The organism is Micromonospora costi, from assembly GCF_003626655.1.
Taxonomy (GTDB): domain Bacteria; phylum Actinomycetota; class Actinomycetes; order Mycobacteriales; family Micromonosporaceae; genus Micromonospora; species Micromonospora costi.
Window position 1 is genome coordinate 442,620 of the sequence record NZ_RBAN01000001.1, and the last position, 23,765, is coordinate 466,384.

Annotated in this window: 27 protein-coding genes; 12 read left to right on the forward strand and 15 right to left on the reverse strand. The window is 74.9% G+C overall.

The window, feature by feature from the left end; translation table 11 throughout:
- Positions 1-61: 61 nt before the first annotated feature.
- Entirely contained in the window at positions 62-943 is an 882-nt protein-coding gene (locus D7193_RS02045) for a LysR family transcriptional regulator (protein ID WP_120777672.1), read from the forward strand.
- Between the two features lie 27 nt (positions 944-970).
- Here D7193_RS02045 and D7193_RS02050 read toward each other — a convergent pair whose 3' ends face one another.
- Positions 971-1,846, reverse strand: a complete 876-nt coding sequence (locus D7193_RS02050) for a hypothetical protein (RefSeq protein ID WP_120777673.1) — start codon at positions 1,844-1,846, stop codon at positions 971-973.
- Positions 1,843-2,367, reverse strand: coding sequence for a SigE family RNA polymerase sigma factor (locus tag D7193_RS02055; RefSeq protein ID WP_120777674.1), 525 nt, complete (start codon positions 2,365-2,367; stop codon positions 1,843-1,845). Before D7193_RS02055 ends, D7193_RS02050 begins: the two co-directional genes overlap by 4 nt.
- 265 nt (positions 2,368-2,632) lie before the next feature.
- On the opposite strand from D7193_RS02055, the gene D7193_RS02060 reads away from it, so the two are divergent.
- Positions 2,633-3,658 (forward strand): ATP-dependent DNA ligase, encoded by a 1,026-nt coding sequence (locus D7193_RS02060; protein ID WP_241562785.1) that lies wholly within the window; start codon positions 2,633-2,635, stop codon positions 3,656-3,658.
- 70 nt (positions 3,659-3,728) lie between these two features.
- On the opposite strand, the gene D7193_RS02065 is transcribed toward D7193_RS02060, so the two are convergent.
- Positions 3,729-4,298 (reverse strand): TetR/AcrR family transcriptional regulator, encoded by a 570-nt coding sequence (locus D7193_RS02065; protein ID WP_120777675.1) that lies wholly within the window; start codon positions 4,296-4,298, stop codon positions 3,729-3,731.
- A gap of 60 nt (positions 4,299-4,358) precedes the next feature.
- Here D7193_RS02065 and D7193_RS02070 point away from each other — a divergent pair, with 60 nt between their 5' ends.
- Positions 4,359-4,844, forward strand: coding sequence for an FBP domain-containing protein (locus D7193_RS02070; RefSeq protein ID WP_120777676.1), 486 nt, complete (start codon positions 4,359-4,361; stop codon positions 4,842-4,844).
- Positions 4,845-4,882: 38 nt separating this feature from the next.
- Here D7193_RS02070 and D7193_RS02075 read toward each other — a convergent pair whose 3' ends face one another.
- Complete coding sequence (locus tag D7193_RS02075; RefSeq protein ID WP_120777677.1) at positions 4,883-5,509, reverse strand: LysE family translocator; 627 nt, start codon at positions 5,507-5,509, stop codon at positions 4,883-4,885.
- A gap of 110 nt (positions 5,510-5,619) precedes the next feature.
- Here D7193_RS02075 and D7193_RS02080 point away from each other — a divergent pair, with 110 nt between their 5' ends.
- The 3 genes from D7193_RS02080 (at position 5,620) to D7193_RS02090 (ending at position 7,516) form a co-directional block, all read left to right on the forward strand.
- Positions 5,620-6,072, forward strand: coding sequence for an Lrp/AsnC family transcriptional regulator (locus tag D7193_RS02080; protein ID WP_120777678.1), 453 nt, complete (start codon positions 5,620-5,622; stop codon positions 6,070-6,072).
- 46 nt (positions 6,073-6,118) lie between these two features.
- The gene (locus tag D7193_RS02085) at positions 6,119-6,886 is read left to right on the forward strand and encodes an ABC transporter permease (protein ID WP_241562786.1); all 768 of its coding nucleotides are present in this window, start codon (positions 6,119-6,121) and stop codon (positions 6,884-6,886) included.
- Positions 6,887-7,192: 306 nt separating this feature from the next.
- Positions 7,193-7,516, forward strand: coding sequence for a TraR/DksA family transcriptional regulator (locus tag D7193_RS02090; protein ID WP_120777680.1), 324 nt, complete (start codon positions 7,193-7,195; stop codon positions 7,514-7,516).
- 57 nt (positions 7,517-7,573) lie between these two features.
- Here the strand turns inward: D7193_RS02090 and D7193_RS02095 are convergent, their stop codons facing one another.
- The 4 genes from D7193_RS02095 to D7193_RS02110 all read right to left on the reverse strand — a co-directional run bounded on the left by D7193_RS02095 (position 7,574) and on the right by D7193_RS02110 (position 10,946).
- Positions 7,574-8,956, reverse strand: coding sequence for an N-acetylmuramoyl-L-alanine amidase (locus tag D7193_RS02095; protein ID WP_120777681.1), 1,383 nt, complete (start codon positions 8,954-8,956; stop codon positions 7,574-7,576).
- A gap of 23 nt (positions 8,957-8,979) precedes the next feature.
- Positions 8,980-9,846, reverse strand: a complete 867-nt coding sequence (locus tag D7193_RS02100; RefSeq protein ID WP_187356242.1) for a MauE/DoxX family redox-associated membrane protein — start codon at positions 9,844-9,846, stop codon at positions 8,980-8,982.
- A 72-nt stretch (positions 9,847-9,918) separates the two neighbouring features.
- Complete coding sequence (locus D7193_RS02105; RefSeq protein WP_120777682.1) at positions 9,919-10,515, reverse strand: cell wall protein; 597 nt, start codon at positions 10,513-10,515, stop codon at positions 9,919-9,921.
- A gap of 17 nt (positions 10,516-10,532) precedes the next feature.
- On the reverse strand, positions 10,533-10,946 hold the full coding sequence (locus D7193_RS02110) for an RlpA-like double-psi beta-barrel domain-containing protein (protein ID WP_120777683.1): 414 nt from the start codon (positions 10,944-10,946) through the stop codon (positions 10,533-10,535).
- Between the two features lie 229 nt (positions 10,947-11,175).
- On the opposite strand from D7193_RS02110, the gene D7193_RS02115 reads away from it, so the two are divergent.
- The 3 genes from D7193_RS02115 (at position 11,176) to sigJ (ending at position 14,178) form a co-directional block, all read left to right on the forward strand.
- Complete coding sequence (locus D7193_RS02115; RefSeq protein WP_241562787.1) at positions 11,176-12,639, forward strand: S1 family peptidase; 1,464 nt, start codon at positions 11,176-11,178, stop codon at positions 12,637-12,639.
- 169 nt (positions 12,640-12,808) lie between these two features.
- Positions 12,809-13,108, forward strand: coding sequence for a putative quinol monooxygenase (locus D7193_RS02120; RefSeq protein ID WP_120777684.1), 300 nt, complete (start codon positions 12,809-12,811; stop codon positions 13,106-13,108).
- Positions 13,109-13,239: 131 nt separating this feature from the next.
- A complete protein-coding gene (gene sigJ, locus D7193_RS02125) occupies positions 13,240-14,178 on the forward strand; it encodes an RNA polymerase sigma factor SigJ (protein ID WP_120777685.1) in 939 nt (312 codons plus the stop codon).
- 70 nt (positions 14,179-14,248) lie between these two features.
- Here sigJ and D7193_RS02130 read toward each other — a convergent pair whose 3' ends face one another.
- The 4 genes from D7193_RS02130 to D7193_RS02145 form a co-directional block, all read right to left on the reverse strand.
- Complete coding sequence (locus D7193_RS02130; protein ID WP_120777686.1) at positions 14,249-15,589, reverse strand: FAD-binding oxidoreductase; 1,341 nt, start codon at positions 15,587-15,589, stop codon at positions 14,249-14,251.
- A 110-nt stretch (positions 15,590-15,699) separates the two neighbouring features.
- A complete protein-coding gene (locus D7193_RS02135; protein WP_120777687.1) occupies positions 15,700-16,635 on the reverse strand; it encodes a MerR family transcriptional regulator in 936 nt (311 codons plus the stop codon).
- A gap of 104 nt (positions 16,636-16,739) precedes the next feature.
- Positions 16,740-17,480 carry an SDR family NAD(P)-dependent oxidoreductase gene (locus D7193_RS02140; RefSeq protein WP_120777688.1) on the reverse strand — a complete coding sequence of 247 codons (741 nt, stop codon included), beginning with the start codon at positions 17,478-17,480 and terminating at the stop codon, positions 16,740-16,742.
- 126 nt (positions 17,481-17,606) lie between these two features.
- The gene (locus D7193_RS02145) at positions 17,607-18,506 is read right to left on the reverse strand and encodes a LysR family transcriptional regulator (RefSeq protein WP_206611839.1); all 900 of its coding nucleotides are present in this window, start codon (positions 18,504-18,506) and stop codon (positions 17,607-17,609) included.
- A gap of 106 nt (positions 18,507-18,612) precedes the next feature.
- Here D7193_RS02145 and D7193_RS02150 point away from each other — a divergent pair, with 106 nt between their 5' ends.
- The gene (locus tag D7193_RS02150) at positions 18,613-19,104 is read left to right on the forward strand and encodes a DinB family protein (RefSeq protein ID WP_147434313.1); all 492 of its coding nucleotides are present in this window, start codon (positions 18,613-18,615) and stop codon (positions 19,102-19,104) included.
- Between the two features lie 97 nt (positions 19,105-19,201).
- On the opposite strand, the gene D7193_RS02155 is transcribed toward D7193_RS02150, so the two are convergent.
- Both D7193_RS02155 and D7193_RS02160 read right to left on the reverse strand, forming a co-directional pair.
- Positions 19,202-20,404 carry an MFS transporter gene (locus D7193_RS02155; protein WP_120777690.1) on the reverse strand — a complete coding sequence of 401 codons (1,203 nt, stop codon included), beginning with the start codon at positions 20,402-20,404 and terminating at the stop codon, positions 19,202-19,204.
- Between the two features lie 77 nt (positions 20,405-20,481).
- A complete protein-coding gene (locus tag D7193_RS02160; RefSeq protein ID WP_120777691.1) occupies positions 20,482-20,964 on the reverse strand; it encodes a hypothetical protein in 483 nt (160 codons plus the stop codon).
- A 180-nt stretch (positions 20,965-21,144) separates the two neighbouring features.
- Between D7193_RS02160 and D7193_RS02165 the strand changes: the two genes are divergently transcribed.
- Positions 21,145-22,224: a Gfo/Idh/MocA family oxidoreductase gene (locus tag D7193_RS02165; RefSeq protein WP_120777692.1), complete on the forward strand. Its 1,080-nt coding sequence runs from the start codon at positions 21,145-21,147 to the stop codon at positions 22,222-22,224.
- Between the two features lie 67 nt (positions 22,225-22,291).
- Complete coding sequence (locus D7193_RS02170) at positions 22,292-23,002, forward strand: hypothetical protein (protein ID WP_120777693.1); 711 nt, start codon at positions 22,292-22,294, stop codon at positions 23,000-23,002.
- A gap of 33 nt (positions 23,003-23,035) precedes the next feature.
- On the opposite strand, the gene D7193_RS02175 is transcribed toward D7193_RS02170, so the two are convergent.
- Positions 23,036-23,749 (reverse strand): SDR family NAD(P)-dependent oxidoreductase, encoded by a 714-nt coding sequence (locus tag D7193_RS02175; RefSeq protein WP_158674757.1) that lies wholly within the window; start codon positions 23,747-23,749, stop codon positions 23,036-23,038.
- Positions 23,750-23,765 lie beyond the last annotated feature (16 nt).

Sequence of the window (23,765 nt, forward strand, 5' to 3'; positions counted from 1 at the left end):
ACCGCCCCGGCCGCACGCCGCGTTCGGAATCTCCGAAGGCTCCGGGGTGTTGGTGCACCGCATGGAACTGCGCCACCTCAGGACCTTCCAGGCCGTCGTCCGGCACCGGACGGTGACCGACGCCGCCGTCGCGCTCGGCCTCGCCCCGTCGTCCGTGTCGCAGCAGATCCGCACCCTGGAGGGCGCGCTCGGGGTTGACCTGTTCGTGCGCGGTCCCAAGGGGATGGAGCCGACCGCGGCGGGGCAACGGCTGCGGGAATGGGCCCGGCTGCTGCTCGACCAGGTTGAGCAGGCCACCCTCGACGTACGGGCCGAACGGCCGCGGTTGCGGCTGGGTGCGCTGGAGACCCTCGCCGGCTCCCACGTGCCGCACGTCCTCGCCCGGCTGGCGGAACGCCGGCCAGACGTCGACGTCGAGGTGCACTCGGATCGGGCCCGCGCCGGACTCCTCGCCGATCTGGTCGAGCACCGGCTCGACGCCGCACTGCTGCTGGACTCCGGCGACGAACTGGGGGGCCTCGGTTTTCCCGCGCCCGCCGAACCGCTGACCTTCGTCGACCTCGACCCCGTCCCGCTCGTGCTGGTCGCCGCGCCGACGCACCCGCTCGCGGCCCGAGCGGCGCTGACCCCCGCCGACCTCCGGCACGAGCGGCTCCTGGTGAACGTCCCGGAGTGCTCGTTCTGGATGGCCGGGGAACGGATCCTCGGCGGCGGACCCGAGCGGGTCAAGGCCGGCGGCGTGCCGGTGATGCGCGCCTGGGCGGAGCACGGGCTCGGGATCTCGCTGCTACCGCGCTTCGCGGTGGCCGACAGCCTCCGCGCCGGCACCCTCGTCCCGCTGGACCTCCCGCTCCCCGATCTCAGCCTGCGCCTCGTGTGGCGTGCGGACCGGGAACGGCTGCCCGGCCTGCGTGACGTGCTGTACGCGGCGGCCCGCCCCTGAACCCGGGGCGGGCCGCTGCGCCCGAGGTCAGCGGACCACCACCACCGTGGCCGGCCGCTGTACCCGTACTGGCGTGCCGTAGTCGGACAGCGCGACGGTCACGAGCCAGGTCGAGTCGAAGCTGACGCCCTGCTTCACGCCCGGCTTCATCCGGCCCTCGTTCGTCGACTCGAACGCGATCGTCGCGATCCGGCCCTCGCGCACCGTCACGGTGCCGACCAGCCGCCGGGTACCGCTCGCGTACCGGTCGTCGTAGGACTCGCTGCTCTCGAAGTGGTACGTGTCGGGACCGGTCTGGCTGACCGCGACGTCGGCGCGGCGCAGCGCCGCGAACAGGTCCTCCGGGTCGGCCGACCCGACCACGGTCCCCTGCGGCGCCGCACCGGCGTAGTCCAGCCGGTCGTACCGGCCGCGCTCCTGCTTCCAGGTCTCCGAACCGGTGCTGCCGAGGAAGCGGGCACCCGCGATGAGCCGCTGCTCCGCGTACGCCGGACCGCCCGCGATGGGTGTGCGCAGGTAGCCCGTCCGCGCCGCCGGGTCGAAGGCGCCCTCCGCGGTCTCCCGGCTGCCCGGCTCCCCCGCGAACTCGGTGGTCACCCGGATCCGGTAGCTGGTCTTCTCGCTCGCCGCGACGGCCGCGACCAGCCGTACGTTCGCCGGCGCCTCGCCGGCGACGGCGGGCGGGCCGGCCTGCGGCGCGGTGTCGCCGGTGCCGCCGGTCGTGACGGCGACGGCCAGCACGCCCGCGAGGCCCACCACGCCGGCGGCGTACGCGCCCCGGTGGAGCAGCGTGCGGCGGCGGTGCGCCCGCGTGGCCGCGTGGAGGACGTCCGTGGCGAGGGTGACGCCGGCGACCTCCTGGCGCATGCCGGCGGCCAACTGCTCTTCGATGTCGATGGTCATGTTCCCGCTCCGTTCCAGGCTGGGGCGTCGTCGCGCGCCCAGGCGGCGGTTACCTCGCGCAGGCGGGACAGGCCCCGCGAGGCGGTGGACTTGACGGTGCCCACGGAGCACCCGAGGACCGCGGCGGACTCCGCCTCGGTGAGCTGCTCCCAGTAGCGCAGCACCAGCACCGCCCGCTGGCGGGGCGGCAGCGTCGCGAGCGCCTGGACCAGCGCCTGCCGCAGGTGCAGCGCGTCGGTGCCGTCGGGCTGGCCGGGCGGCTCCACCTCGGCCAGCACCTCGGGCCGGCGCCCGCGGCGCCGCCACTGGTCCACCGCCAGGTGGTACAACGTGCGGCGCAGGTACCCCTCCCGGTCACCGTCGATCCGGTGCCAGTGCCGCATGAGCCGTTCCAGCGCCGCCTGCAGCAGGTCCTCCCCCGCGGCGCGGCTGCCGGTCAGCAGTATCGCGGTGGCGAGCAGGGCGGCGCCCCGTTCGGCCACGAGGGTGTCGAGTCCCTCGAAGCGTCTCTTCCCACGCACGGGCTCTCCTTCCGTCGCCACCAAGGACGACGCCTTGCCGTCGAAGGTTGACCGGACGGTGCGGGATTTCGGTTGCGGGCTCCGGCGGGCCGGCCGCCCGGCCGTCTGGCCCGCCCGGCCGCCCGGCGCGCGGCGCGCAGACGCCGGGCCACGGAGGCCATTCATCCTCCGGCATCTCCCGGCGCGGCGCCGGATTCCTCGGCGAGGATCCCCGTGGAGGGGACATGAGGGGTACTCGCAATCGCGCCGGGAAGCGCCGCACCGGGTGAGCCCGGCCCGCCGCCGGGCCGGCGCCGGCACGCCGCCGGCCCTCCGCCCACCGCTCACGCCGATGCTCGCGGCGGCGGTCGACGCCGTGCCCGAGGGTCGCGGGCTCGCGTACGAGCCGAAGTGGGACGGGTGGCGGGCGCTGGCGTTCCGCCGCGCCGACTCGGTGTTCCTGCAGTCCCGGTCGGGCCGGGACCTCACCCGGTACTTCCCGGAGATCGCCCGCGCCGTCCGCACGGCCGTGCCGCCGGGGACGGTGCTCGACGGCGAACTCGTCGTCTGGCAGGGCGAGCGCACCGACTTCGCGCTCCTGCAACGTCGGGTCACGGCCGGCCGGCGGCTGACCGCCGTGGCCCGCGCCCACCCGGCCAACTACGTCCTCTTCGACCTGCTCGGCGCGCCGCCCGACCGGGTCCTGCTGGACCTGCCCCTGGCCGAGCGCCGGGCGCTGCTGACCGACCTGCTCGCCGACGCGCCGGCGAGCCTCACCCTCTCGCCGCTGAGCACCGACGTCGGGCAGGCCATGGAGTGGCTGCGCGCCTGGACCGCGGCCGGCGTCGAGGGCGTCATGGTCAAGACCCTGGACGGACGGTACGAACCGGGCCGCCGCGGCTGGCGCAAGTACCGGGCGTGGTGCAGCACCGAGGCGATCATCGGGGGCGTCACGGGCACGGCGGACGACCCGGAGACCGTGCTGCTGGGTCGCCTCGACGAGACGGGAACGCTGCGCTACACGGGCCGCAGCCACCCGCTGCGACCGCACCAGCGCCGGGAACTCGCCCCGCTGCTGACCCCGGCCGGGCCCGGCGGACCCGCCCACCCGTGGCCGCAGCCGCTGCCGGCGGCGTGGTCGGGACAGCTCGACCGGCCCGAGCCGCTGCCGTACGTCCCGGTGGACCCGACGGTCGTCGCGGAGATCGAGGTCGACACCGCGTACGAACACCACCGCTGGCGGCACCGCGTCCGGTTCCTGCGGCCCCGAGCGGATCTGGACGCGTCCGACGTGTCCGGGCTCCGACCCTGACCGACCGCCGCCCCGGCCGCCCGGCGCGCCGTCGCGGGCGTCCCGCCGGCGCTCGTCGGCACCCGGCCGTTCACTGCGGCCAGTTGCGCAGGACGGAGTCGAGGGCGTCGAGGGTCCTCGACCAGGACGCGTCGACCGCACGTGGGGTGTGGCGGAAGCCGCCCGCCCGCTCCAGGGTGACGTAGCCGTGGAACGTGCTGTGCAGCATCCGTACGGCGTCCGTCTGGTCGGGCTCGGAGAGTTGGTAGCCGCGCAGGATCGCGCGCGTCAGCTCCGCGTGCCGGACGGCCGCCGCCACGGTCGCCGGGTCGGGCTGGTCGAGTTCCTGCTGCGTGGCGGCGTACCGGCCGGGGTGCTGCCGCGCGTAGTCGCGGTAGGCGTTGGCGAAGGCCACCAGCGCCTCCCTGCCCGCGCGGCCGGCGAGCGCGGCCGCGACCCGGTCGGCGAGTTCCGTGAGGGCCAGGGCCGCCACCCTGCCCCGCAGGTCGCGCGCGTTGCGGATGTGCGAGTAGAGGCTCGCGTCCTTGACCCCGAAACGGCGCGCGAGCGCCGAGACCGTCACGTTCTCGAAGCCGACCTCGTCGGCCAGCTCGGCCGCCGCCGCGGTCAGGCGTTCGGCGGTCACCCCCGCACGGGCCATGTGTCACGCTCCACACCTAGACGTGTTGGCCATTTTCCTAATGGTATTAGGCTGGTACCTATGATGCCAACGACCGAGACGGAGATCCGCGCTTCCTTCGTCAACTGCACGAAGGGCGAGACCAAGCGCCTGGCCGTCCCCCGGGACCTGGCCGACCGACCGTGGGCCGACCTCGACTTCCTCGGCTGGCGCGACCCCGCCGCCGAGGAACGGGCCTACCTGGTGGCCGAGTCGGGCGCCGGGCTCGTCGGCGTGGCCCTGCGGGTGGCGCCGCAGACCGGGCGCGCCCGGCGCAGCATGTGCTCGCTGTGCCTCACCACGCACACCGGAGACGGCGTCTCGCTGATGACCGCGCGCAAAGCCGGGCGCGACGGGCGGCAGGGCAACTCCGTGGGGGCGTACATCTGCACCGACCTGGCCTGCTCGCTCTACCTGCGGGGCAAGAAGGACGCGGGACGGCGCCTCGACGAGACCCTCACCGTGCCGCAGAAGGCCGAACGGACGGCGGCCAACCTGGCGGCCTTCCTCCGGAAGGTCCTGGGCTGACCGCACTGATGCCGCCCGTCCTCCCCGGACGGGCGGCATCAGTGCGAGAGCCGCTCCAGCATGAGACCGACGCCGACGACCACCATGCCGAGGCCCGACAGGCGACTGACCAGCCGGGCCGCGGCGGGCCGGGCGTGCAGCACGGCGCGGGCGAAGCGACCCATCGTCGCGTAGAACGCGGCGCAGGAGGCGGTGAAGACCAGCCCGAGCAGGCCGAGCTGCACCGCGACCGGCCACGACCCGTCGGGGTCGGTGAACTGCGGCAGCAGCGCGACGAAGAGCAGCAGGGCCTTGGGGTTCAGACCGCTCACACCGAGACCCCGCACCACGGTCGCCCAGCCGCCGTCGCGCTCGCGGACGCCCGGGCCGCCGGCCGCCGGGACCGGCCCGGTACGGGTGGCCAGGACGCGGGCGCCCAGCCAGATCAGGTACGCGCCGCCGGCGACGGTGAGCACCGTCAGCACGGCGGGCGTACCGGCGACGAGGGCGCCCAGGCCGGCGGCCACCACCACCGTCATCCCCGCGTAGCCGACGGTCAGCCCGCCGACCGCGGGCGCCACCCGACCGGCGAGCGCGGCAGCGATGGTGAACGCCCAGTCGGCACCGGGCACCACGATGAGCAGGAGTGCGACTCCCCAGAACGCGAGCACCAGACCCACATCCATGAGACCCCTTCCGCTCGGGGACTCCCCGCACCGACAGGCTATGGCGCCTCGACCGGAAGGTGTTGCCAGGTTCTCCCCGTATCGGCCCGTTCCGTGGAAGGATCCACCCCGTGGACTCGATCGACCGGAAGATCCTTGCGGAGCTGCAGACCGACGGCCGCCTGACCGTCACCGATCTCGCGGGCCGGGTCGGGCTGAGCGTCTCCCCCTGCCACCGGCGGCTGCGCGAGTTGGAGCGCTCCGGCACCATCCGCGGCTACCGCGCCCTGGTCGACCCCGCCGCGGTCGGCCTCACGTTCGAGGCGCTGCTGTTCGTCACCATGCGCCAGGAGGACCGGGACACCCTGCTCGGGTTCGAGGCCGCCGTCGCTCGGGTGCCGAACGTCGTGCAGGCCCAGCGCCTGTTCGGCGACCCGGACTACCTGCTGCGGATCGTCACCGCCGACCTCGGCGCCTACCAACGGCTCGAAGACGACGTGCTGGCCACGCTGCCCGGCGTCCAGCGCCTCACCTCGACCCTGGTGATGAAGAACGTCGTGAGCGAACGCCCGCTGCCCGCCTGAGCGCGCGAAGCTGCCGGCGGCCGGCGCTGCGGGAAGACTGGCCCGCATGTCCTCGACGATGCTGGTGATCGGACCGAAGCTCTGGGTGGCGCTGGCCACGCTGACCGCCGCGGCGGCGGGCGTGGCCGTGCTCGGACGGCTGGGCCACGCACGGCAGATCGTGGTCGCCGCCGTCCGCGCAGCGGCCCAGCTGACCGCCGTGTCGCTGCTGATAGCCGCCATCGTCACCTCGCTCTGGGCGACGGCGGGCTTCGTGGCGCTGATGTGCGTCGTCGCGTCCGGCACCGCCGCACGGCGGATCACCTCCGGCGTACGGGGCTGGTGGGCCGGGCTGCCCGTCGTGGCGGGAAGTCTCGCCGTGGTCGCGTCGCTGCTGGTGGCGGGCCTGGTGCCGGCGCGCGGGATCGCCGTCATCCCGGTGGCCGGCATCCTGATCGGCGGGGCCATGACCGCCACCTCGCTGGCCGGCCGGCGGGCCCTCGACGAGCTGACCGGACGCCGCGGCGAGGTCGAGGCGGCGCTCGCCCTCGGCCTGTCACCCCGCGACGCGGTGCTGCTGGTCAGCCGCTCCGCCGCCGCCCAGGCGCTGATCCCGGCGCTGGACCAGACCCGCACGGTGGGCCTGGTCACCCTGCCCGGAGCGTTCGTCGGTGTCCTGCTCGGCGGCGCGAGCCCCGTCACCGCGGGAGTGACCCAGCTCTTCGTCCTCGTGGGCCTCCTCGCCGTGGAGGTCGTGGCGGTCGTCGTCACCGTCGAGCTGGTGGCCCGGAACCGGCTGCGCCCGGTCGAGCCGGTGCCGGCGCTGGCCGGCTGATCCGCCCAAGGCGGTTGGCTTTCCCGTCCCGGCCGCCTATGGTGGTCGGATGCCAACGGTCGGTAAGCGCGCCGCCACCGTCACGATGCTGACGGCGATGCGTGCTGCCCACCGGTCGGGCCACGCCGCGCTGCCGCGCACCCACCGCGCGGGCGCGCTCCTCGCGCCCACCTCGATCGCCTGGGGGCTGCCGAGCCCCGTCCCGGGCCGTGGCCCACCGGCTGATCCGTCACACCACAACGGACGCCAGGGGCGAAGCTTCCAAGCTTCGGCCCTTTTTGTTCTATCCAGACAAGGAGATCCACCATGAGCACCGGCATCCACCGGCGGGCCGACCAGGAACGGCTCGACGGCCTGCACGCGTCCCTCGCCCAGGAATTCGAGGTCCAGACGGCGAGACTGACCGAACTCACCGCCGACACCGGTGACCCCGGCCAGGCGCACACCCAGTCGGCGCTGATCGCCGCTACCCGGCAGACCCTGGAGCAGATCACCGGGGCCCTGCGGCGCATCGCCGAGGGCACCTACGGCGTGTGCGAGCGGTGCCAGGGGGACATCCCCGCCGAGCGCCTGGAGATCCTGCCGCACGCCCGCTACTGCGTGCCCTGCCAGCAGAAGCAGAACGGCTGAGCCGGGACCGGCGCCGGGAGGAGCCCGCCTCCTCCCGGCGCCGGCGTCGGCCCGCCCTCAACAGCGGGGCACGCCCGGGATGTAGCCGCTGTGCCCGGTGAGGACGTACGCGTCGGCGACCCAGCGGTTGGTGCCGATGCGGTTCCAGACGTTGCTGGTGCCGTACGGGCCGGAGACCGTGGTGCCGGCCGCCTGGCAGTAGATGCTGACCGTGGCGCCCGCCGCGACGCTGCCGACGACGGGGTAGCCGGTGCCGGGCCCGGAGCGCACGTTCAGGTTGGCCGAGGAGGTGTTCACGGTGCCGGAGCCGATGCCGGTCACACCGTTCACCAGTTGCATGTAGTAGGTCCAGTTCCAGTTCGGACCGGGGTCGGTGTGGGTGGCGCCGGGCACCTCGACGTGCCCGATGACGTGTGCCCGGTCGCGCGGGATGCCGTACTTCGCGGTGAGGCTGCGGGTGAGCGCGGCGGAGGCGCGGTACATGGCGTCGGTGAACCAGGCGGGGTTGTCGACGTACCCCTCGTGCTCGATCCCGATGGACTGCGTGTTGTAGGTCCAGTTGCCGGCGTGCCAGGCGATGTCCTTCTCCCGTACGGACTGGGTGACCGCACCGTCGGAGGAGCGGAACGTGTAGTGCGCGCTGACCTGCGCGGCCGGGTTCTGGAACCAGCTGATCGAGCCCGCGTAGGAACCCTGGGTCATGTGGATGACCACGTAGTTGACCGGGTGGCTGCCCGGCCGGCTGGCCACCGTGTAGTTGCTGGTGCTGGCGGGCGCCCACGCCGCCGGCGGATAGTCGGTGCTGAGGATGCCCACGCCGTCGGGCGACGGCGTCCGCTCCAGCGCGCCCCGCTGCGGCACGACCGCCCGGCCGGCCACGCGCTCACCGCGCTCGGAGGTGAACCCGGTGCGCAGCAGGTCGTAGACGGTGTCCGCGTAGAGCCGGGCGGTGGGCGCCTCGCGTGCGCCGCCGTACCGGGCCACCGGGCCGTACCAGCGGCCGAGGTCGTCGCGCCCGGTCGCGGTCAGGCCGGCCTGGTCGGCGTACGCGCGCAGCACGGCCGCCGCGCCGAGCACGTTGGCGGCCGGCTCGGTGCGCAGCGCGGCCGGGGCCAGCCCGGTCAGGGAGGCCGCCTCGTCGAGGGTGCGCGTGTGCACCAGGTGCATGAGGCCGTGCCCGCCGGACGCGCTCGGCGTCCCGGCGTGCATGTCCAGCCGCGTCTCGGCATAGCCGATCGCCACGAGCAGGTCACGCGGGACGTCGTACCGCGCGGAGGCGGCGTCGAAGGCGGACGCCGGCGGGCCGCCTCCCGCCGGTGCCCGGGACGGGTCGGCGGACGCCGGGGACGCGGCCGCGACCGGTGCGGACAGGGCCGTGACCAGGGCGAGCAGGCCGCCGAGCGCGAGCCGCGCCCGGCGGGAGGTGGGAGCCGGAATCATCGTGTGTCCTTTCGGCGGGCCGGTCAGGCCGGGACGACGGAGAGGTGCGGACCGGTGGCCGGCGGAGTACCGGCCAGGCTGAGCAGGGTGTGCCCCGTGGCGTCGTCGACGACGGCGACCCGCACCGACCCGGGCTCCGCGTCGGTCAACGGCACGGCGAACACCGCGGTCGCCGGTCGGCCCTGGTAGCGCGCGGCGTGCCCCACGAAACGCCAGCCGCCGTCGTCCCAGTGCTCGCGGATGTCGGACCGCAGCAGCGGCGCGACCCGCCGGTAGGCGTCGCTGAGCTGGAGCTGCTGGACGCTCGCGAGCAGCGGGACACCGGAGTTGCCGCGCAGCGGGTGGGTGAGCCGGACCCGCAGCTGGCGCAGCGGCAGCAGCCAGGCCCGGTCCAGTTCGGGGGACAGCGCGACGACGGCCGCCAGCTCGATGAGGAGCACGGCGACGCCGGCCAGCGGTCGCGCCGTGAGTGCCGCCGTCCAGCCGGCGGTGGTCAGTGCCGCGAGGCCGCCGGCCGCCACCAGCAGGCCCGCGCGGGCGACGCTGCGCCCGGAGACCGGGGTGGCCCGGGCACTCAGGCACCCGCAGGACGAGGTGGGGGCGGCGCGGCGGGCGTAGGTCAGGTAGGCGAGGAAACCGCCGGCGAGGGCGGTGGCGGCGGCCGCCTCCCAGCGCGGCGTGGGCGGTAGCAGGAGCAGCCCGCCGAGGGCCAGCTCGACGCCGCCGAGCAGCCGGTACGCGGGCAGCGCCCGGCGCTCCCCGACCAGCCGGACCAGGGCCGACCGGTTGACGGTGGCGGCGGCGTGCCGGTTGAGGAGTTTGACGCGGGCGGACCAGACCAGCACCGCGCCGACGACCAGCGGTTGCAGCGCCGCGATCATCTCGAGCATGGGTTCTCCCTCCGGTGGTCGGAGTGGGCGACGCCCCGGCCGGTACGCCGCACGGTCCGGGGCGTCGCGCGGTCAGGCGGCGGCGTAGACGGTGGCGATGTCGATCTCGTTGGTGTCCGGGTGCCAGGCGCCGAGCACCTGGACGTGCCGGCCGACCCGCAGCAGTGACATGTCGCTGACGGCCGGGGTGCCGTTGTAGACAGCGGCGGAGCGGCCCGTCACGACGTGCGCGACGATCCGCTGGCCCTTGTGGTCGAGGTGCAGCACGTTGCGGCCGACCGAGGCGATGTGCGCGTGCAGGTTGACGATGTTCACCCAGACGGAGTCGGCGGCGAGGGTGCCGTCGGGCAGGCGTACGCCTCGTGCGTACAGCCCGTCGCCGACGGCCACCCGGTCGAACGTGGTGGGGTGCAGCTTCCAGATGCTCGTGCCGTCGGTGATCCGGATCGAGTGCAGGACGGTGTCCGAGCCGGTGACCAGCAGCATGTTCCCGGAGATCTTGCTGATCCGCCCCTCGGCGAAGTTCGGGTCGGGCATCCCGGGCTCGACGGCCACCGCGTCGGCGGCGAACGCGGCCTCGGGCGCGAGCGAGCCGAGGCCGGTGGCGCCGACGACACCGCCGAGCGCGGCCGTGGCGAGCAGTCGGCGGCGGTCCAGGGTCTGGTGCATGGTGGGGTCCCTCCCGTTCAGACGGTGTCGACGGAGCAGGGCCGCAGCCCGGTGGAGAGACTGGCGATGACGCTGTACGCCGCGGGCGTCAGGTCGATGATCCGGTTGCTGCCGCAGGCCGAACCGCAGCAGGTGCGCTCGCCGCAGAACAGGTCGGTCTGCGGGCCGCAGTCGGCGATCGTGGTGCCGATGCGGGCGCCGTTGCAGAGGTTGGTGGTGTAGTGCCGGAAGCCGCAACCGCGCCGGCTCATGCCGGTGATGCCGCACGCGTCGGGCCGGGTGATGGCCAGGCACGCGTCCGAGGTGTTCGGCCAGGCGTGCTGGTAGTTGCCGGAGCGGCAGGTGCCGCACGCGCCGCCGCCGGCCGTGCCGCACGGACCCCAGGCGCTGCCGCAGCAGAACCAGGACACCTCGCCCAGCAGAGCTGCCATGGGTGCCTCCTTCCACGAGTAGCAATTGACGAAGGTGGATGTAGACGGGATTGTTTCCGTCACAAAGCATCGAAGTCAATCGCTTGAAAGAAGTTTTCCTACATCCGTCGGGTCGGCCGGCCGATGGTATGAGCCAGCTGATATAGAGACACCTCGATCAGATCCGCGTACGGTGTCGCTGACCCGTCCGCGGCACACCCCCGCCGCGGCCGTCCGCGAGGAGGCACGGATGAGACGAAGCCTCGCCGCCGTGGCAGCAGCCGTCCTGCTGCCCGTCGGTGTCCTCACCGCCGTGGTGTCACCCGCCGCGGCGGCACCCAGCGGCCCCGCCGCGCCCGACGTGTCGTCGGCGATGGCCACGGCCATGCAACGTGATCTCGGCCTGACCGCCGATCAGGTCCGCGCCCGCGTCGCCCGCGACGAGAAGGGCAGCCGCACGGACGCGGCGCTGCGCACGTCCCTCGGCAACGCGTACGCCGGCGGGTGGCTGACCGGCGACCGGCTCGTCGTCGCGGTCACCGACCGCGCGGCGGCCGACCGGGTCCGGGCCGCCGGCGCCCAACCCGCCGTCGTCACCCGCAGCGCCGCCGACCTCGACCGGGTCAAGTCGGCGCTCGACCGTCACGCCGCCCAGGCGCCCGCCGACGCGGTCCCCGGCTGGTACGTCGACGTCGCCACCAACACCGTGGTCGTCCTCGCCCGCGGCGACGCCCGGGCGGCCCGGTCGTTCGTCCGCGCGAGCCGGGTCGACGCCGCCGCCGTCCGGGTGGTCGCCAGCACCGAGGTTCCGCGCACCCTCTACGACGTCCGCGGCGGCGACGCCTACTACATGGGCGGCCGCTGCTCGGTCGGGTTCCCGGTCACCGGCGGGTTCGTCACGGCCGGGCACTGCGGCACGGTCGGCACGGCCACCCAGGGCTACAACCAGGTCGCCCAGGGCACCTTCCGCGGGTCCTCGTTCCCCGGCAACGACTACGCCTGGGTGCAGACCAACTCGAACTGGACCCCGCAGCCCTGGGTGAACAACTACTCGGGCGGCAACGTCACGGTGGCCGGGTCCACCGAGGCGGCGGTCGGCGCGGCGATCTGCCGCTCGGGCTCCACCACCGGCTGGCACTGCGGCACGATCCAGGCCAAGAACCAGACCGTCAACTACCCGCAGGGCACGGTCACCGGCCTGACCCGCACCAACGTCTGCGCCGAACCGGGCGACTCCGGCGGGTCCTGGCTCTCCGGCCAGCAGGCCCAGGGCGTCACCTCCGGCGGCTCCGGCAACTGCACCTCCGGCGGCACGACCTACTTCCAGCCGGTCAACGAGATCCTCTCCGTGTACGGCCTGACGCTGCGCACGAGCGGCGGTGGCGGCGAGCCCCCGCCCACCGGCTGCACCGGCTACGAGGCGACCTACACCGGCTCGGTGTCCGCCGGGCAGAGCGTCTACCAGCCGAACGGCAGCTACTACTACTCGTCGGTCTCCGGCACCCACCGCGGCTGCCTGGACGGCCCGACCGGCGTCGACTTCGACCTCTACCTGCAGAAGTGGAACGGCGCCAGCTGGGTCGACGTGGCCGGCTCGTACGGCGCGGGCCCGGACGAGTCGCTGAGCTACAACGGCACGGCCGGCTACTACCGGTTCGAGGTCCACGCCTACAGCGGCTCCGGCAGCTACTCGCTGGGCATCACCAACCCGTGACCGCGACCGGCCGGCCCGGGTTCACCGGGCCGGCCGGCTCGCCGCCCCTGACGACGGCGGGGTGCGGGCCTCCGCACCCCGCCGCCGCACGTCCGGCCCGCCCCGCACGGCCTGTCGTACCGGCAGGGCAGACTGGCGGCGACGACGATCGCGACAACGGGAGCAGGCGATGACGTACGGCTACGTCAACTCGATGAGGACCCGGCCCGGGCAGCGCGACGAGGTGGTGGCCATCCTCCTGGAGGGTGTCGACGGCCTGCGCGCGGCGGGCTGCCACCTCTACGCGGTCGGCGTGGTCGACGACGACCCCGACCTGATCCGGGTCAGCGAGATCTGGGAGTCCAGGGAGCACCACGACCGGTCGCTCCAGCTGCCCGAGACGAAGGCCGCCATCGCCCGGGCCATGCCGATGCTCACCGGGGAGTTCGCCAGCCAGGAGATGACCGTGGTCGGTGGCCTCGGCGTCTAGCCCGGTCGGGTCCGTGGCGGCGTCCGGCGGCGCGTCGTGGCGGGTTGACCGGAGGCACGACCTCACAATCCCGGGTGCGATCTCGTCGAGATGATGACGACAGCGCCGAGGCACGGGGAGCCAGCGACACCATGACCACACAGTCCGAGCCGGAAGGCGGCCTGCTCGACCCGCGTCCGAACGCGGTCATCGGCGAGCGGCGCCGGCTGGTCAACCTCGCGTACCGGCTCCTCGGCTCACTGGCGGAGGCCGAGGACGCCGTACAGGAGACGTACGCCCGCTGGTACGCCATGACCCCGCGGCAGCAGGACGCCATCGAGTCTCCCGGCGCCTGGCTGACGACGGTCGCCAGCCGCGTCTGCCTCGACCTGCTCCGCTCAGCGCGGAGCCGACGGGAGCGCTACGTGGGCGAGTGGCTCCCGGAGCCGCTGCCCGACCACGCGGAGTGGCTCAGCGGGCGGCCGGGCGGCGGCACGCCCGATCCTGCCGACCGGGTGACCCTCGACGAGTCGGTCACCATGGCCTTCCTCGTCGTGCTCGAGTCGATGACCCCGGCTGAGCGGGTCGCGTTCATCCTGCACGACGTCTTCGGGTACCCCTTCCCGGAAGTGGCCGAGATCGTGGGCCGGACGCCGGCCGCGTGCCGCCAGCTGGCCTCGTCGGCCCGCCGTCGCATCGCGGCGCCGCGGGTTCCCGCGGCCCCGGTGTCGCGGCACGGCGCCGTGGTCATCAGGCACCTCAAACAGGCGTGGGAGGCGAAGGACGTCAGCGCCCTCGTCGGTCTGCTGGACCCCGACGCCACCGTGACCGCCGACGGGGGTGGCCTGGCGGCCGCCGCGCTCCATCCGGTGGAGGGCGCCGAGCAGGTGGCACGCCATCTGGTCGGCATCGCCTGCCGGGCCACGGGCCTGGCGTTCCTGGAGCGTACGGTCAACGGTCAGCCGGGCCTGGTGGTCCAGCACGAGGGCGTGACCTCCGCGGTGCTGGCGTTCGACGTCGTGGGCGACCGGGTCAGGCGCATCTGGGTGATGCGCAACCCGGAGAAGCTCCGGCTCTGGACGGCGTCCTGACCGCCTCTTCCGTGACCGACCCGGCGCGCCGGCCGCGGGCGGGCGGATCCCCACCCGCCCGCCGACCGGACTACCGCGGCCGGATGTTGTGGTTGCCGGTGAACAGGTTGGCGGCGTCGTACCGATGCTTCACCGCCACGAGCCGCCGGTAGGTCTCCGGTGGATAGATCGCCGCGACGTCGTCCTCGGCAGCGGTGGCGAGGAAGTTCGCGTAGGCGCCGTCGACGTGCGGTGCGAGCCTGCCCCAGATCGCATCCAGCGCCGGACGAGCGGCGGCGACGACCGGCTCCGGACCCGCGGTCATGGTCACGACCATCAGTTCCGCCCGGCGGTACGCGTAGGCGGTGGCGTCGTCGGGGACCCGGGACACCGCACCGCCGACGCTGCGAACGGCGATGAACGGCGGCCTCTCCGACGCCCCGACCTCGGCGACGATCCGCAGCACCTCGGCCACTGATTCCTTCCCGACGAACGCGCTCCGGGTGAGGAACCGGATGCCCGGCGGCGGCGTCGCGCCGTCCACCAGCGTGTCCGCGTAGGGCCTCAGCGCGACGTCGTCGTCCAGCACGGTGCCGAGCCGGCGGATCGGGTCGATGGCGTGGGCCGCGAGCGCGGGGTCGTCGCCGTCGAAGGCGACGTGGATCTCGACCGGCGCTTCGGGGCCGCCGGCGAGCGGATTGGCGACGTTCGCGATGGAGGTGAGCGCTTCGGGCGCGGTACGGAGGTGCTCCACCCAGCCCCGCAGCACGCTGCCTGCCTCGGAGGCCGGGAAGGTGATCCTGCCGAAGAAGACGTCCGTCGTCGGGTGTGCCACGAAGTGGAAGGAGGTGACGATCCCGAAGTTGCCGCCGCCACCGCGGATCGCCCAGAACAGGTCCGGGTTCTCCGCCGCGCTGGCGCGGACCAGCGCACCGTCGGCGGTCACCACCTCCACGGCGACCAGGTTGTCCAGGGCCAGGCCGTACTTCCTGACCTTCCAGCCGATGCCACCGGCCAGCGTCAGCCCGCCGACACCGACGGTCTTGGTGTCGCCCGAGGAGATCGCCAGGCCGTGCGGGGCGAGGACGGTCGCGACCCGACCCCACGTGGCGCCACCGCCGATCCGCACGAGGTGCCGCTCCTTGTCGACGAGCTCCACGCCCGCGAGCTTGCCGAGGTCGATCACGACGCCGCCGTCGTTCGTGCCGAAGCCCGGAAAGCTGTGCCCGCCACCTCGTACGGACAGCGCCAGTCCCGCGCCGGCCGCGAACCTGACACCCGCCTGCACGTCGCCGACGCTCTCGGGTCGCAGGATGTAGGCCGGACTACCGGACGCGAACACCGCGCTCCGGGCCGATTCGTACTCCCCGGTGCCCGGTTCGATGATGTCGCCGCCGAAGTCGCGGCGAAGCCTTTCCGCCGGTGAGCTCATGGTGTTCCTTCCACGCGAAGAAGTGATCCCTACGTAGAAGTGACGAAACGGCCCGGCACAGGTGTGAGGTCCGCCGACGGTGAGCTGCGTCTCTCGCCCGGCCGCCGGTCTCAGCCGGCCCGCGCCCGCAACGCCCGGACCGACCAGTCGAGCAACGGCGCCAGGCTGTCGGTCGCCGGCCAGCCGTTGACCACCGACAGCAGCCGCAGGTACGTCTCCCGCCGCGGGTCGCCGGCCGCCTCGAGCCGGGCCAGCAGCCGGCGCCGCAACGGGCGGCCGTCCGGGCGGCCGCAGAGCGCCGCGTACCGGGCCGTGATCGCCGCGACCACGACGTCGGCCGGCGGCGACGCCGGATCGACGCCGGCCGCGAGAGCCGGCCCGGCCTCGGCACGGACGACCGCCACGGCGTCCGGGCGCACCCCGCCCTCGAGGTCGTGGGCGCGGTCGGCGGCGTACTGCTCGGCCACCTGCCGCATTCGCGCGCGGAAATCCGGGTCGCGGGCGAGTCGGGCCAGCTCGATCCACGCCTCGACCTGGTCGCCCTCCGGATCGTCCGGCAGCTCCGGGGTCATCGAACGCCGGATGCCGGCGAACGCGGGGTCGGCGTCGAGACCGTCGAAGACGGCGTCGAGGAACTCGCCGACGAGTCGCCGCCGTTCCTCCCCGGTGAGCGTGGCCAGCCGGTGCATCAGTTCCATCTCCTCCACGTCGGGTTCGCGGCGCGCGACCGCCGCCAGCACGGCACGGCGCAGGCGGAGCAGCCGGATCTGCACGGCGAGCGCGTCGGCGTGCGTCGCCGCGACCTCGGCGAGCGGCACTTCCCGCCGGACCACCCGGCCGATCGTCGGCAGGTCGAGCCCGAGGTCCCGCAGCGTCCGCACGAGGTCCAGGCGCGCGACCGCGTCGATGCCGTACCGGCGGTGGCCCGCGGGGCTCCGCCCGGCCGGCGGCACGATCCCGCGATCGGCGTAGAACCGGATCGTCTTGACCGTGAGCCCGGTGCGCCGGGCCAGCTCACCGATCGAGTACCGCGCGTCGCCGTCCATGCCCCCACCCTCGCCTCTCCCCCTACGGGAGATGCAAGCCGCCGGTCGGCGGCCCACCCCACGAGCATCGCGGAGCGGGCCGCCGACGGCTGTCCGACCCCGGCTCAGACGGCGATCCGGCCGCCGTCCACGGGCAGCACCGCCCCGTGCACGAAGCTCGCCCGGTCGCTGGCCAGGTAGACGATCGCCTCGGCGACCTCCTCCGCCGAGCCGGGCCGGCCGGCCGGCGCCTGGGCGGCGAGTTGGTCGAGGTCGTCGCCCATCGGGGCGGTGCCGCTGGTCCGGGTCGGGCCGGGGCTAACCGCGTTGACCCGGACGCCGTGCGGCCCGTACTCGGCCGCCCACGACTTGGTGAGCAGCACCAGGGCCGCCTTGCTCGACCCGTACAGGGCCATGCCCGGCGAACCGAACTCGGCGACCATCGTGCTCACGTTGACGATCGCGCCGTGGCCGCGCTTGGCCATCTCCGGCGCGAGAGCGGCCACGAGGAAGTACGGCGCCTTGACGTTGAGCGCGTACACGGCGTCGAAGTCCTGCTCGGTGGTCAGCTCGGTCGGGCCGAACGGGTAGATGCCGGCGTTGTTCACCAGCACGTCCACCGGTCCCGCCAGCTCCCGGGCGCGGGCCGCCAGCGACCGCGCGGACGCCTCGTCCCGCAGGTCGGCGACCACGAAGTCCGCCCGGCCGCCGGCCGTCCGGATCTCCCTCACCACCTCGTTGCCACGGGTCTCGTCCCGACCGGAGATCACCACGTGGGCGCCGCGCCCGGCGAGCGCCAGCGCGGTGGCCCGGCCGATGCCGCTGGTGCCGCCGGTCACCAGCGCCACGGTTCCCTGCAGTTCCATGATCTTCCACCCACATCTCGTGACTGCGACGGTCGGGGCTGTCCCGACCCGTGGGTGTAAGGCGCCGGGGGCCCGCGGCTTTCCCACCTCGCTGGTGGCACCGCTTATGGCCGCCATAAGCGGCGGCTACGCCGGCCCCCGGTACTCCAGCGCGGCGATCAGGTGGCCGAGGTCGCGTCGGCGCGAACTCCCCGGCCAGGCCGCCCAGGTGCGGCGTACGAGCGGATGCCCGACCAGCGGCGCCCAGGTCAGCGACTTCGGGATCGGCTGCTGCCAGTCCGGCGGCGCCAACGCGAACGCCCCGCCGGCGGTCACCGCGGCGAGCTTCACGGGCGCGATGAGACCCTGCCCCTCCGGCGGGGTACGGCCCAGGTCGAGGCCGTGGCTGCGCAGGATCGCGGTCACCTCGTCGTACCACCTGGGGCTTCCGGAGCGGGGGAAGCCGACCCAGTCGAGGCCGGCGAGGGCGTCCAGCCGGATGCCGTCAGGCCCGGCGAGCTTCGCCGCCTGTCCGGCGGCGAGCAGCACGCCGAGGCGCTCCTGCACGACCAGGACGGCGTCCAGGTCGGGGCCGACCGGGTGCTCCCGCACGAGGCCGACGTCGAGTTCCCCGGCCCGGAGGGCGGCGAGCTGGTCCGCGGTCGACATGTGCAGGGCCTGGACGCGGGTCGCCGGGTAGGCCGTGGCCAGCCCGGCGAGCGGGCCGGACAGCAGGTCGGCGGGCAGTTCCAGCGGGATACCGAGCCGCAGCAGCGCCTCGCCCGGGCCGGCGTGCCTCGTCACGGCCGCGACCGCCTGGTCGTAGCGGGCGAGCACCGCGCGCGCCTCGACGAGCAGGGTCGCGCCCGCCTCGGTGGCCCGGACCCCGGTGCTGCCCCGCACCAGCAGCTGTACGCCGAGCTGCCGCTCCAGGCCGTTCATCTGCTGGGAGAGCGCGGGCTGGCTCACGTGCAGGCGTCGGGCGGCGCCGGAGAGGCTGCCCTCCTCCACCACGGCCACGAACGCCCGCATCTCGCGCAGTTCCACGCGCCCATGACACCACGTGCCGCGACGCCGCAGCGCCGAACGGCCGGGGTACCCGTACGGCCGCCGGGTCCCTTGCGCCGGGTGGCGCGGGCGTACGCTTCGGGCCGTGGATCGTTGCGACGAATGCGGATTCGTCTACGCCGACGTGCCGGCCGCCGACCTGCCGCGGCTCCTGGGCGGTATGGGCGACCGCTACGCCACGGCGTTGGGCGCGGCGAGCGAGCCGCGCCGGCGCCCCGCCGAGGGGGTCTGGTCACCGCTGGAGTACACCTGCCACGTCCGCGACGTCCTGCGGGTCCAGGGCGAACGGCTCGTGCTCGCGCTTAGCGTCACCACGCCCGAGTTCCCGCCGATGGGACGCGACGAGCGGGCGGTCGCCGAGGCGTACAACGAGCAGGACCCGGCGGTGGTGCTCGCGGATCTGGCCGACGCCGCCGAGGCGCTGGCCGCCCGGTTCGCGGGCCTCCGCCCGACGGACCTCGACCGCACGGGCGTCTACCCCTGGCCGGAGCCCACGGCCCGGACGATGCTCTGGCTCGGCCGGCACACCGTCCATGAGGGAGAGCACCACCTGCTCGACATCCGCCGGGCCGGCTGAGCGCCCGTCGCTCACCCGGGTTGGCGCGATCGCCTCCGTCTCGCCGAGGTGGCGGTGTCCCGGCGTCCGGGATGGCGCCACCTCGCCCATCCGTGGATCATGCGCGGCTTGTCGCCGGGGCCGCCGCGGTGGGCGTCCCGACCGGGCCGGACGGGTCCCGCCGGCGGGCCGTGGCGGCCACGGCGGCGACGCAGACGCCCGCGGCCAGGACGAGGCACGGGCGACCGCCCAGGCCCACCGCGACGGATCCGAGCGGGGTGGCCAGCACGATCGGCCCGAACATCGCGGTGTTGGCGGTGGCGGACACCCGGCCGAGCAGCGCCTGCGGCGTGTGCGTCTGCACGGCGGTGACGGCCGCGACCAGCGCCCACGGCAGACCGACGCCACCCACGACGGCCGCAGCCACGAGCCCCTGCGCCCAGGGCAGGCACCGGCCCAGGCACGCGGCGGCGAACAGGAGGGCGCCGACCACGGCCACCCGTACGACGCCGTACCGGGACAGGAGGCGGCCGACGACCAGCCCGGCGGCGACCGACCCGGCCCCCTGCGCGCCGAGCAGCACGCCGAGGAACGTGCTCGGCAGGCCCAGGTCGCCGGTGACGACCGCGTAGCCCGCGGCCGTGGTGAAGCCGGACATGGCGATCGCCACCGCGGCAAGCCCCACCGTCACCCGGGTCGGCCGCTGTCCGGTCAGGACGCGGATGCCGGCCCGGACCCCGCCACGCGGGACCGGTGCCGGCGGGGGCGGCGTGCGGGCCGGCCGCAGCGCCGCGTACAGGACGGCCACCAGCGCGGGAAGCCCGGCGCAGAAGACGGCGACGGCAGGCCCGCCGTGCCACGCGTACAGGCCCGCGCCGACCGCCGGGGCGACCAGCTTCATGCCCTCCTGGGCGCTGGACCGCCAGCCGTTGACGTCGGCGAGTTCACCGGGCGACAGCACGGACGGCAGCAGCGCCGTCTCGCCCGCGTCGATGAGCAGGTAGCTGATCCCGTAGCCGGCGGACACGACGAAGAGCAGCCAGGTCTGGCCGGGCCCGCGGACAGCGAGCAGGCTCAGGACGGTGGCGGCGAGCGCCAGGTTGGTCGCCACGAGCAGTGGCCGCCGCGGCGCCCGGTCGAGTAGGCCGCCGAACCACGGGCCGGCCAGCTGCGGGCCGTAGAGGCAGAGCCCGGCGAGAGCCGCGATGCCGGCGGACCTGGTGAGGTCGAGGAGCCAGATCCCGGTGGCCAGGTTCATGGCGCTGCCGCCGAGGCCGGACAGCACCGAGATCGCCACGAACAGCGCCGCGTTCCGTCGCACAGGCCCTCCGAGGGTGAGTCGGGACGACTCAGATCCTCAGAGTTGAGCCGGGCTGAGGCAATGGGGTCGTCGCGCTGTCAACGCGTCGTTGACAGCGCGGCGTCGAGCCGCCGGGCGGCGGCCTCGACGGGCGGCGGCAGTGCGTCCGGGCCCGCCCCGGCCAGGTCGGCGGCGAGGTGGCGGGCCAGCGCGTACAGCGCGCCCGGCTCGGCGTCGTGGGCGACCGCCGCCGTGGCGCGCACGAGCGCCGCCCGGGGGAACCGGCCGTCCCACCGCCGGTCCGCGTCGATCCAGCGCTGGAGGTCGCGTACGGCCGCGCGCAGCGCGACGATCCGGCCGGAATAGCCCCGGTCCGACTCGCGCCGGCGGGCCTGGCGCGCCGCGACGAGGCGCTGCCGGCGCTGCTCGGCGGCCTGGCGGCTGGCCAGACCGAGCGCGGCGGCGACCTGCGCCCAGGTGGCCCCCGCGTGGCGCGCCCGGTCGATCAGCTCCAACTCCTGCTCGTCGAGCCGCACCCGCGCGGCGCGGAGTTCGCCCAACCGGTCCAGCGCGTCGACCACCTGTCAACGCTACATTGACACGCCCCGGGTCGCCGCCGCCCGTCCCGGCGGATCCGGCAAGCCCGCCGACAGCGGCCGGTGATCTTCGCCATGCCGGCGGGAAGCGGCGGACGCCCGGCGTAGATTCGGGGCCACCGGGGCCGGGCTCACCAGGACGCCGCCCGGGAAACGGAGGGTGGCATGGCGGGTACGGCGCAGGCACCGTTGCGGGTCGCGCTGCTGGGGTACGGACTCGCCGGACGGGTGTTCCACGCGCCGCTGATCGCCGCGACACCGGGGCTGCGACTGCACGCCGTGGTGACCCGGAATCCGGAGCGACGGCAGCAGGTGCGGCACGACCACCCCGACGCCCGCCTGGTCGACGACGCCGACCTGCTCTGGCGTACCCCGGACGCGGTCGACCTCGTGGTGGTGGCGACCCCCAACCGGCAGCACGTGCCGATGGCCCGGGCGGCGGTGGCCGCCGGCCTCCCCGTGGTGGTCGACAAGCCGCTCGCGCCCAGCTCCGCGCAGGGCCGCGAGTTGGTGGACGAGGCCGCCCGGCGGGGCGTTCCGGTGACGGTGTTCCAGAACCGCCGCTGGGACGGCGACTTCCTGACCGCCCGCCGGCTCGTCGAGCAGGGTGAGCTGGGGCGGGTGACCCGCTTCGAGTCCCGGTTCGAGCGCTGGCGACCGGCGATCAAGCCGGGCTGGCGCGAGCTGGGCGACCCCGACGAGGCCGGCGGCGCCCTGTTCGACCTCGGCGCGCACCTCGTCGACCAGGCCGTGCAGCTGTTCGGGCCGGTCTCGCACGTCTACGCCGAGGTGGACCGGCGGCGTCCGGGCGCGCAGGTCGACGACGACGCGTTCGTCGCCCTGACCCACGCCGGCGGCGTCCGCTCCCACCTCTGGATGGGTGCGGTCACCCCGCAGCTCGGCCCCCGCCTGCGCGTCCTCGGCGACCGGGCCGGCTACACCACCTACGGGCTGGACCCGCAGGAGGCGGCGCTGCGCGAGGGGGGCCGGCCGGGCACGCGCGGCTGGGGCGAGGTCACCCCCGAGCGGTACGGGCAGCTCGGCGTCGACGGCGACCTGCGGCCGGTGCCCACCGAGCCCGGCCGTTACCAGAGCTTCTACCAGCAGGTGGCGGCCGCGCTGCGCGACGGCCGGCCGATGCCCGTCGACCCGGTCGACGCCGTGAACACCGTGGCGCTGATCGAGCTCGCGCACCGCTCCTCGGTGGAGGGTGCCGTCCTTCCCGTACCGCCGCCGGCGCGGTGATCCCGGCCCGGGCCCGGGCTCCGCTAGCGTGCGGGTCGGGGCTGCGGCGATGAAGCGGGGGGGCCGGATGAGCGTCGAGACGTACGCGACGGTGCCGGTGGTGGCGGCGACACCGCTGGACTACTACGTGATCGTCGACGGTTCCGGCGCGACCGCCGAGGCGGTCGTCGTCGAGGAGTTCGTCCGCGCCCCCGACTGGTGCACGGTCGGCCTCGACAGCGCGGTGTGGACGCCGGCGACCGGGTGGCGGAGCTCCTCGTCGTTCAGCCGGGGCATGCGTGCCGACGCGCGGCTGCGCGCCCGGGTGCGCCCGGTCCCCCGGAGCGTCGCGGACGCCGCCCACCGGCAGCTCGGTGGCGGGCCGCTGCCCGGCGAGCCGGGCCTGCGCGACCGGTTCGGCGACCGGCAGGCGTTTCCCGCCGCGGCGCCGCTGCTGCTCGCGTCCCCGGTGGCCCCGGAGGGCTGTCACGAGCGGCGCGTGTACCGGACCCTCTTCGCCGGGGACCTGCCGGCGGACCGGGCGGCGGAGCTGGCCGCCCGTTGGCCGGCCGGCCACCACGCGCCCGCCGGGGTCCTGGCCGCCGGCCGGCGGCGCGTCGGCGGGGACGACCACACCTGGGCGTTGCGCCGGATCGGCGGAGGCGTGGCCTGGGCGATCGACCTGACCGTGGCCCTGGCGACCGCCGCAGACCACAGCGTCGGGCCCGTCCTGCACGAGCTGACCACCGCCGTACGCCTGGCCGGGCTCATCCCCGCGACGACTGAGCGGTTCGCCTGACGGGACGACACGCGCTCCCGGTCTCCTCCGGTGTCACCACCGCCCGTCCGCGCGCAGCACGCGTTCGCCGGAGACGTACAGGTCGTCGGGGGCGAGCCGCAGCAGGCGTACGGCCTCGGCCGCGACCTGCTCGGGTAGCGCGTAGACCTCGTCGAGGAACTCGTCGCCGACCCGCTCCTGGAGGCGGGTCGGCATCGGCCCGGGGTGCAGCTGCATCACCTTGATCCGGTTGCTGTGCTGCGCCTCCGCCAGCGACTCGACGAGGCTCGTGCCGTAGCTCTTGGTCGCCCGGTAGACGGGGATCCCGGGCCGCGGTTGCGTGACGGCGATCGCCCCGACGTACACCACGTTGCCGTAGCCCTGCCGGCGCAGGTGGTGCAGGGCCTCCTTGAGCACGTACGTCGTGCCGAGGGCGTTGACCTCGACGGCTCGGCGGATGCGTTCGGGCGGGAGGTCCGCCAGGTCCCCGCCGGCCCACACCGAGGCGCAGGCGAGCACCCCGTCGATCGTGCCGTACCGCCGCACCACCTCGGCGAACGCGTCGCGGACCTCGTCGTACGCGGACGTGTCGCAGACGCCGCCGTCGCAGCCCAGGTCGTCGGCCACCGAGGTCACCTCGTCGGGCACGTCGCCCAGTACGACCACCCGGTCCTCGTCGGCGAGCAGCCGGGCCGCGGCGAGGCCGAGGCCGCTGGTCCCGCCGACCACCACGTAGTTCCGGGCACCCCTGTCCCGTCCGCCGCGCACAGCGGCACCTTCCCCG

Excerpts from the sequence above, each read along its gene's own strand:
- D7193_RS02045 (WP_120777672.1), top strand. The coding sequence starts at position 62 with ATGGAACTGCGCCACCTCAGGACCTTCCAGGCCGTCGTCCGGCACCGG.
- D7193_RS02050 (WP_120777673.1), bottom strand. The coding sequence starts at position 1,846 with ATGACCATCGACATCGAAGAGCAGTTGGCCGCCGGCATGCGCCAGGAG.
- D7193_RS02065 (WP_120777675.1), bottom strand. The coding sequence starts at position 4,298 with ATGGCCCGTGCGGGGGTGACCGCCGAACGCCTGACCGCGGCGGCGGCC.
- D7193_RS02070 (WP_120777676.1), top strand. The coding sequence starts at position 4,359 with ATGATGCCAACGACCGAGACGGAGATCCGCGCTTCCTTCGTCAACTGC.
- D7193_RS02075 (WP_120777677.1), bottom strand. The coding sequence starts at position 5,509 with ATGGATGTGGGTCTGGTGCTCGCGTTCTGGGGAGTCGCACTCCTGCTC.
- D7193_RS02085 (WP_241562786.1), top strand. The coding sequence starts at position 6,119 with ATGTCCTCGACGATGCTGGTGATCGGACCGAAGCTCTGGGTGGCGCTG.
- D7193_RS02090 (WP_120777680.1), top strand. The coding sequence starts at position 7,193 with ATGAGCACCGGCATCCACCGGCGGGCCGACCAGGAACGGCTCGACGGC.
- D7193_RS02095 (WP_120777681.1), bottom strand. The coding sequence starts at position 8,956 with ATGATTCCGGCTCCCACCTCCCGCCGGGCGCGGCTCGCGCTCGGCGGC.
- D7193_RS02100 (WP_187356242.1), bottom strand. The coding sequence starts at position 9,846 with ATGCTCGAGATGATCGCGGCGCTGCAACCGCTGGTCGTCGGCGCGGTG.
- D7193_RS02105 (WP_120777682.1), bottom strand. The coding sequence starts at position 10,515 with ATGCACCAGACCCTGGACCGCCGCCGACTGCTCGCCACGGCCGCGCTC.
- D7193_RS02110 (WP_120777683.1), bottom strand. The coding sequence starts at position 10,946 with ATGGCAGCTCTGCTGGGCGAGGTGTCCTGGTTCTGCTGCGGCAGCGCC.
- D7193_RS02115 (WP_241562787.1), top strand. The coding sequence starts at position 11,176 with ATGAGACGAAGCCTCGCCGCCGTGGCAGCAGCCGTCCTGCTGCCCGTC.
- D7193_RS02120 (WP_120777684.1), top strand. The coding sequence starts at position 12,809 with ATGACGTACGGCTACGTCAACTCGATGAGGACCCGGCCCGGGCAGCGC.
- sigJ (WP_120777685.1), top strand. The coding sequence starts at position 13,240 with ATGACCACACAGTCCGAGCCGGAAGGCGGCCTGCTCGACCCGCGTCCG.
- D7193_RS02130 (WP_120777686.1), bottom strand. The coding sequence starts at position 15,589 with ATGAGCTCACCGGCGGAAAGGCTTCGCCGCGACTTCGGCGGCGACATC.
- D7193_RS02135 (WP_120777687.1), bottom strand. The coding sequence starts at position 16,635 with ATGGACGGCGACGCGCGGTACTCGATCGGTGAGCTGGCCCGGCGCACC.
- D7193_RS02140 (WP_120777688.1), bottom strand. The coding sequence starts at position 17,480 with ATGGAACTGCAGGGAACCGTGGCGCTGGTGACCGGCGGCACCAGCGGC.
- D7193_RS02165 (WP_120777692.1), top strand. The coding sequence starts at position 21,145 with ATGGCGGGTACGGCGCAGGCACCGTTGCGGGTCGCGCTGCTGGGGTAC.
- D7193_RS02170 (WP_120777693.1), top strand. The coding sequence starts at position 22,292 with ATGAGCGTCGAGACGTACGCGACGGTGCCGGTGGTGGCGGCGACACCG.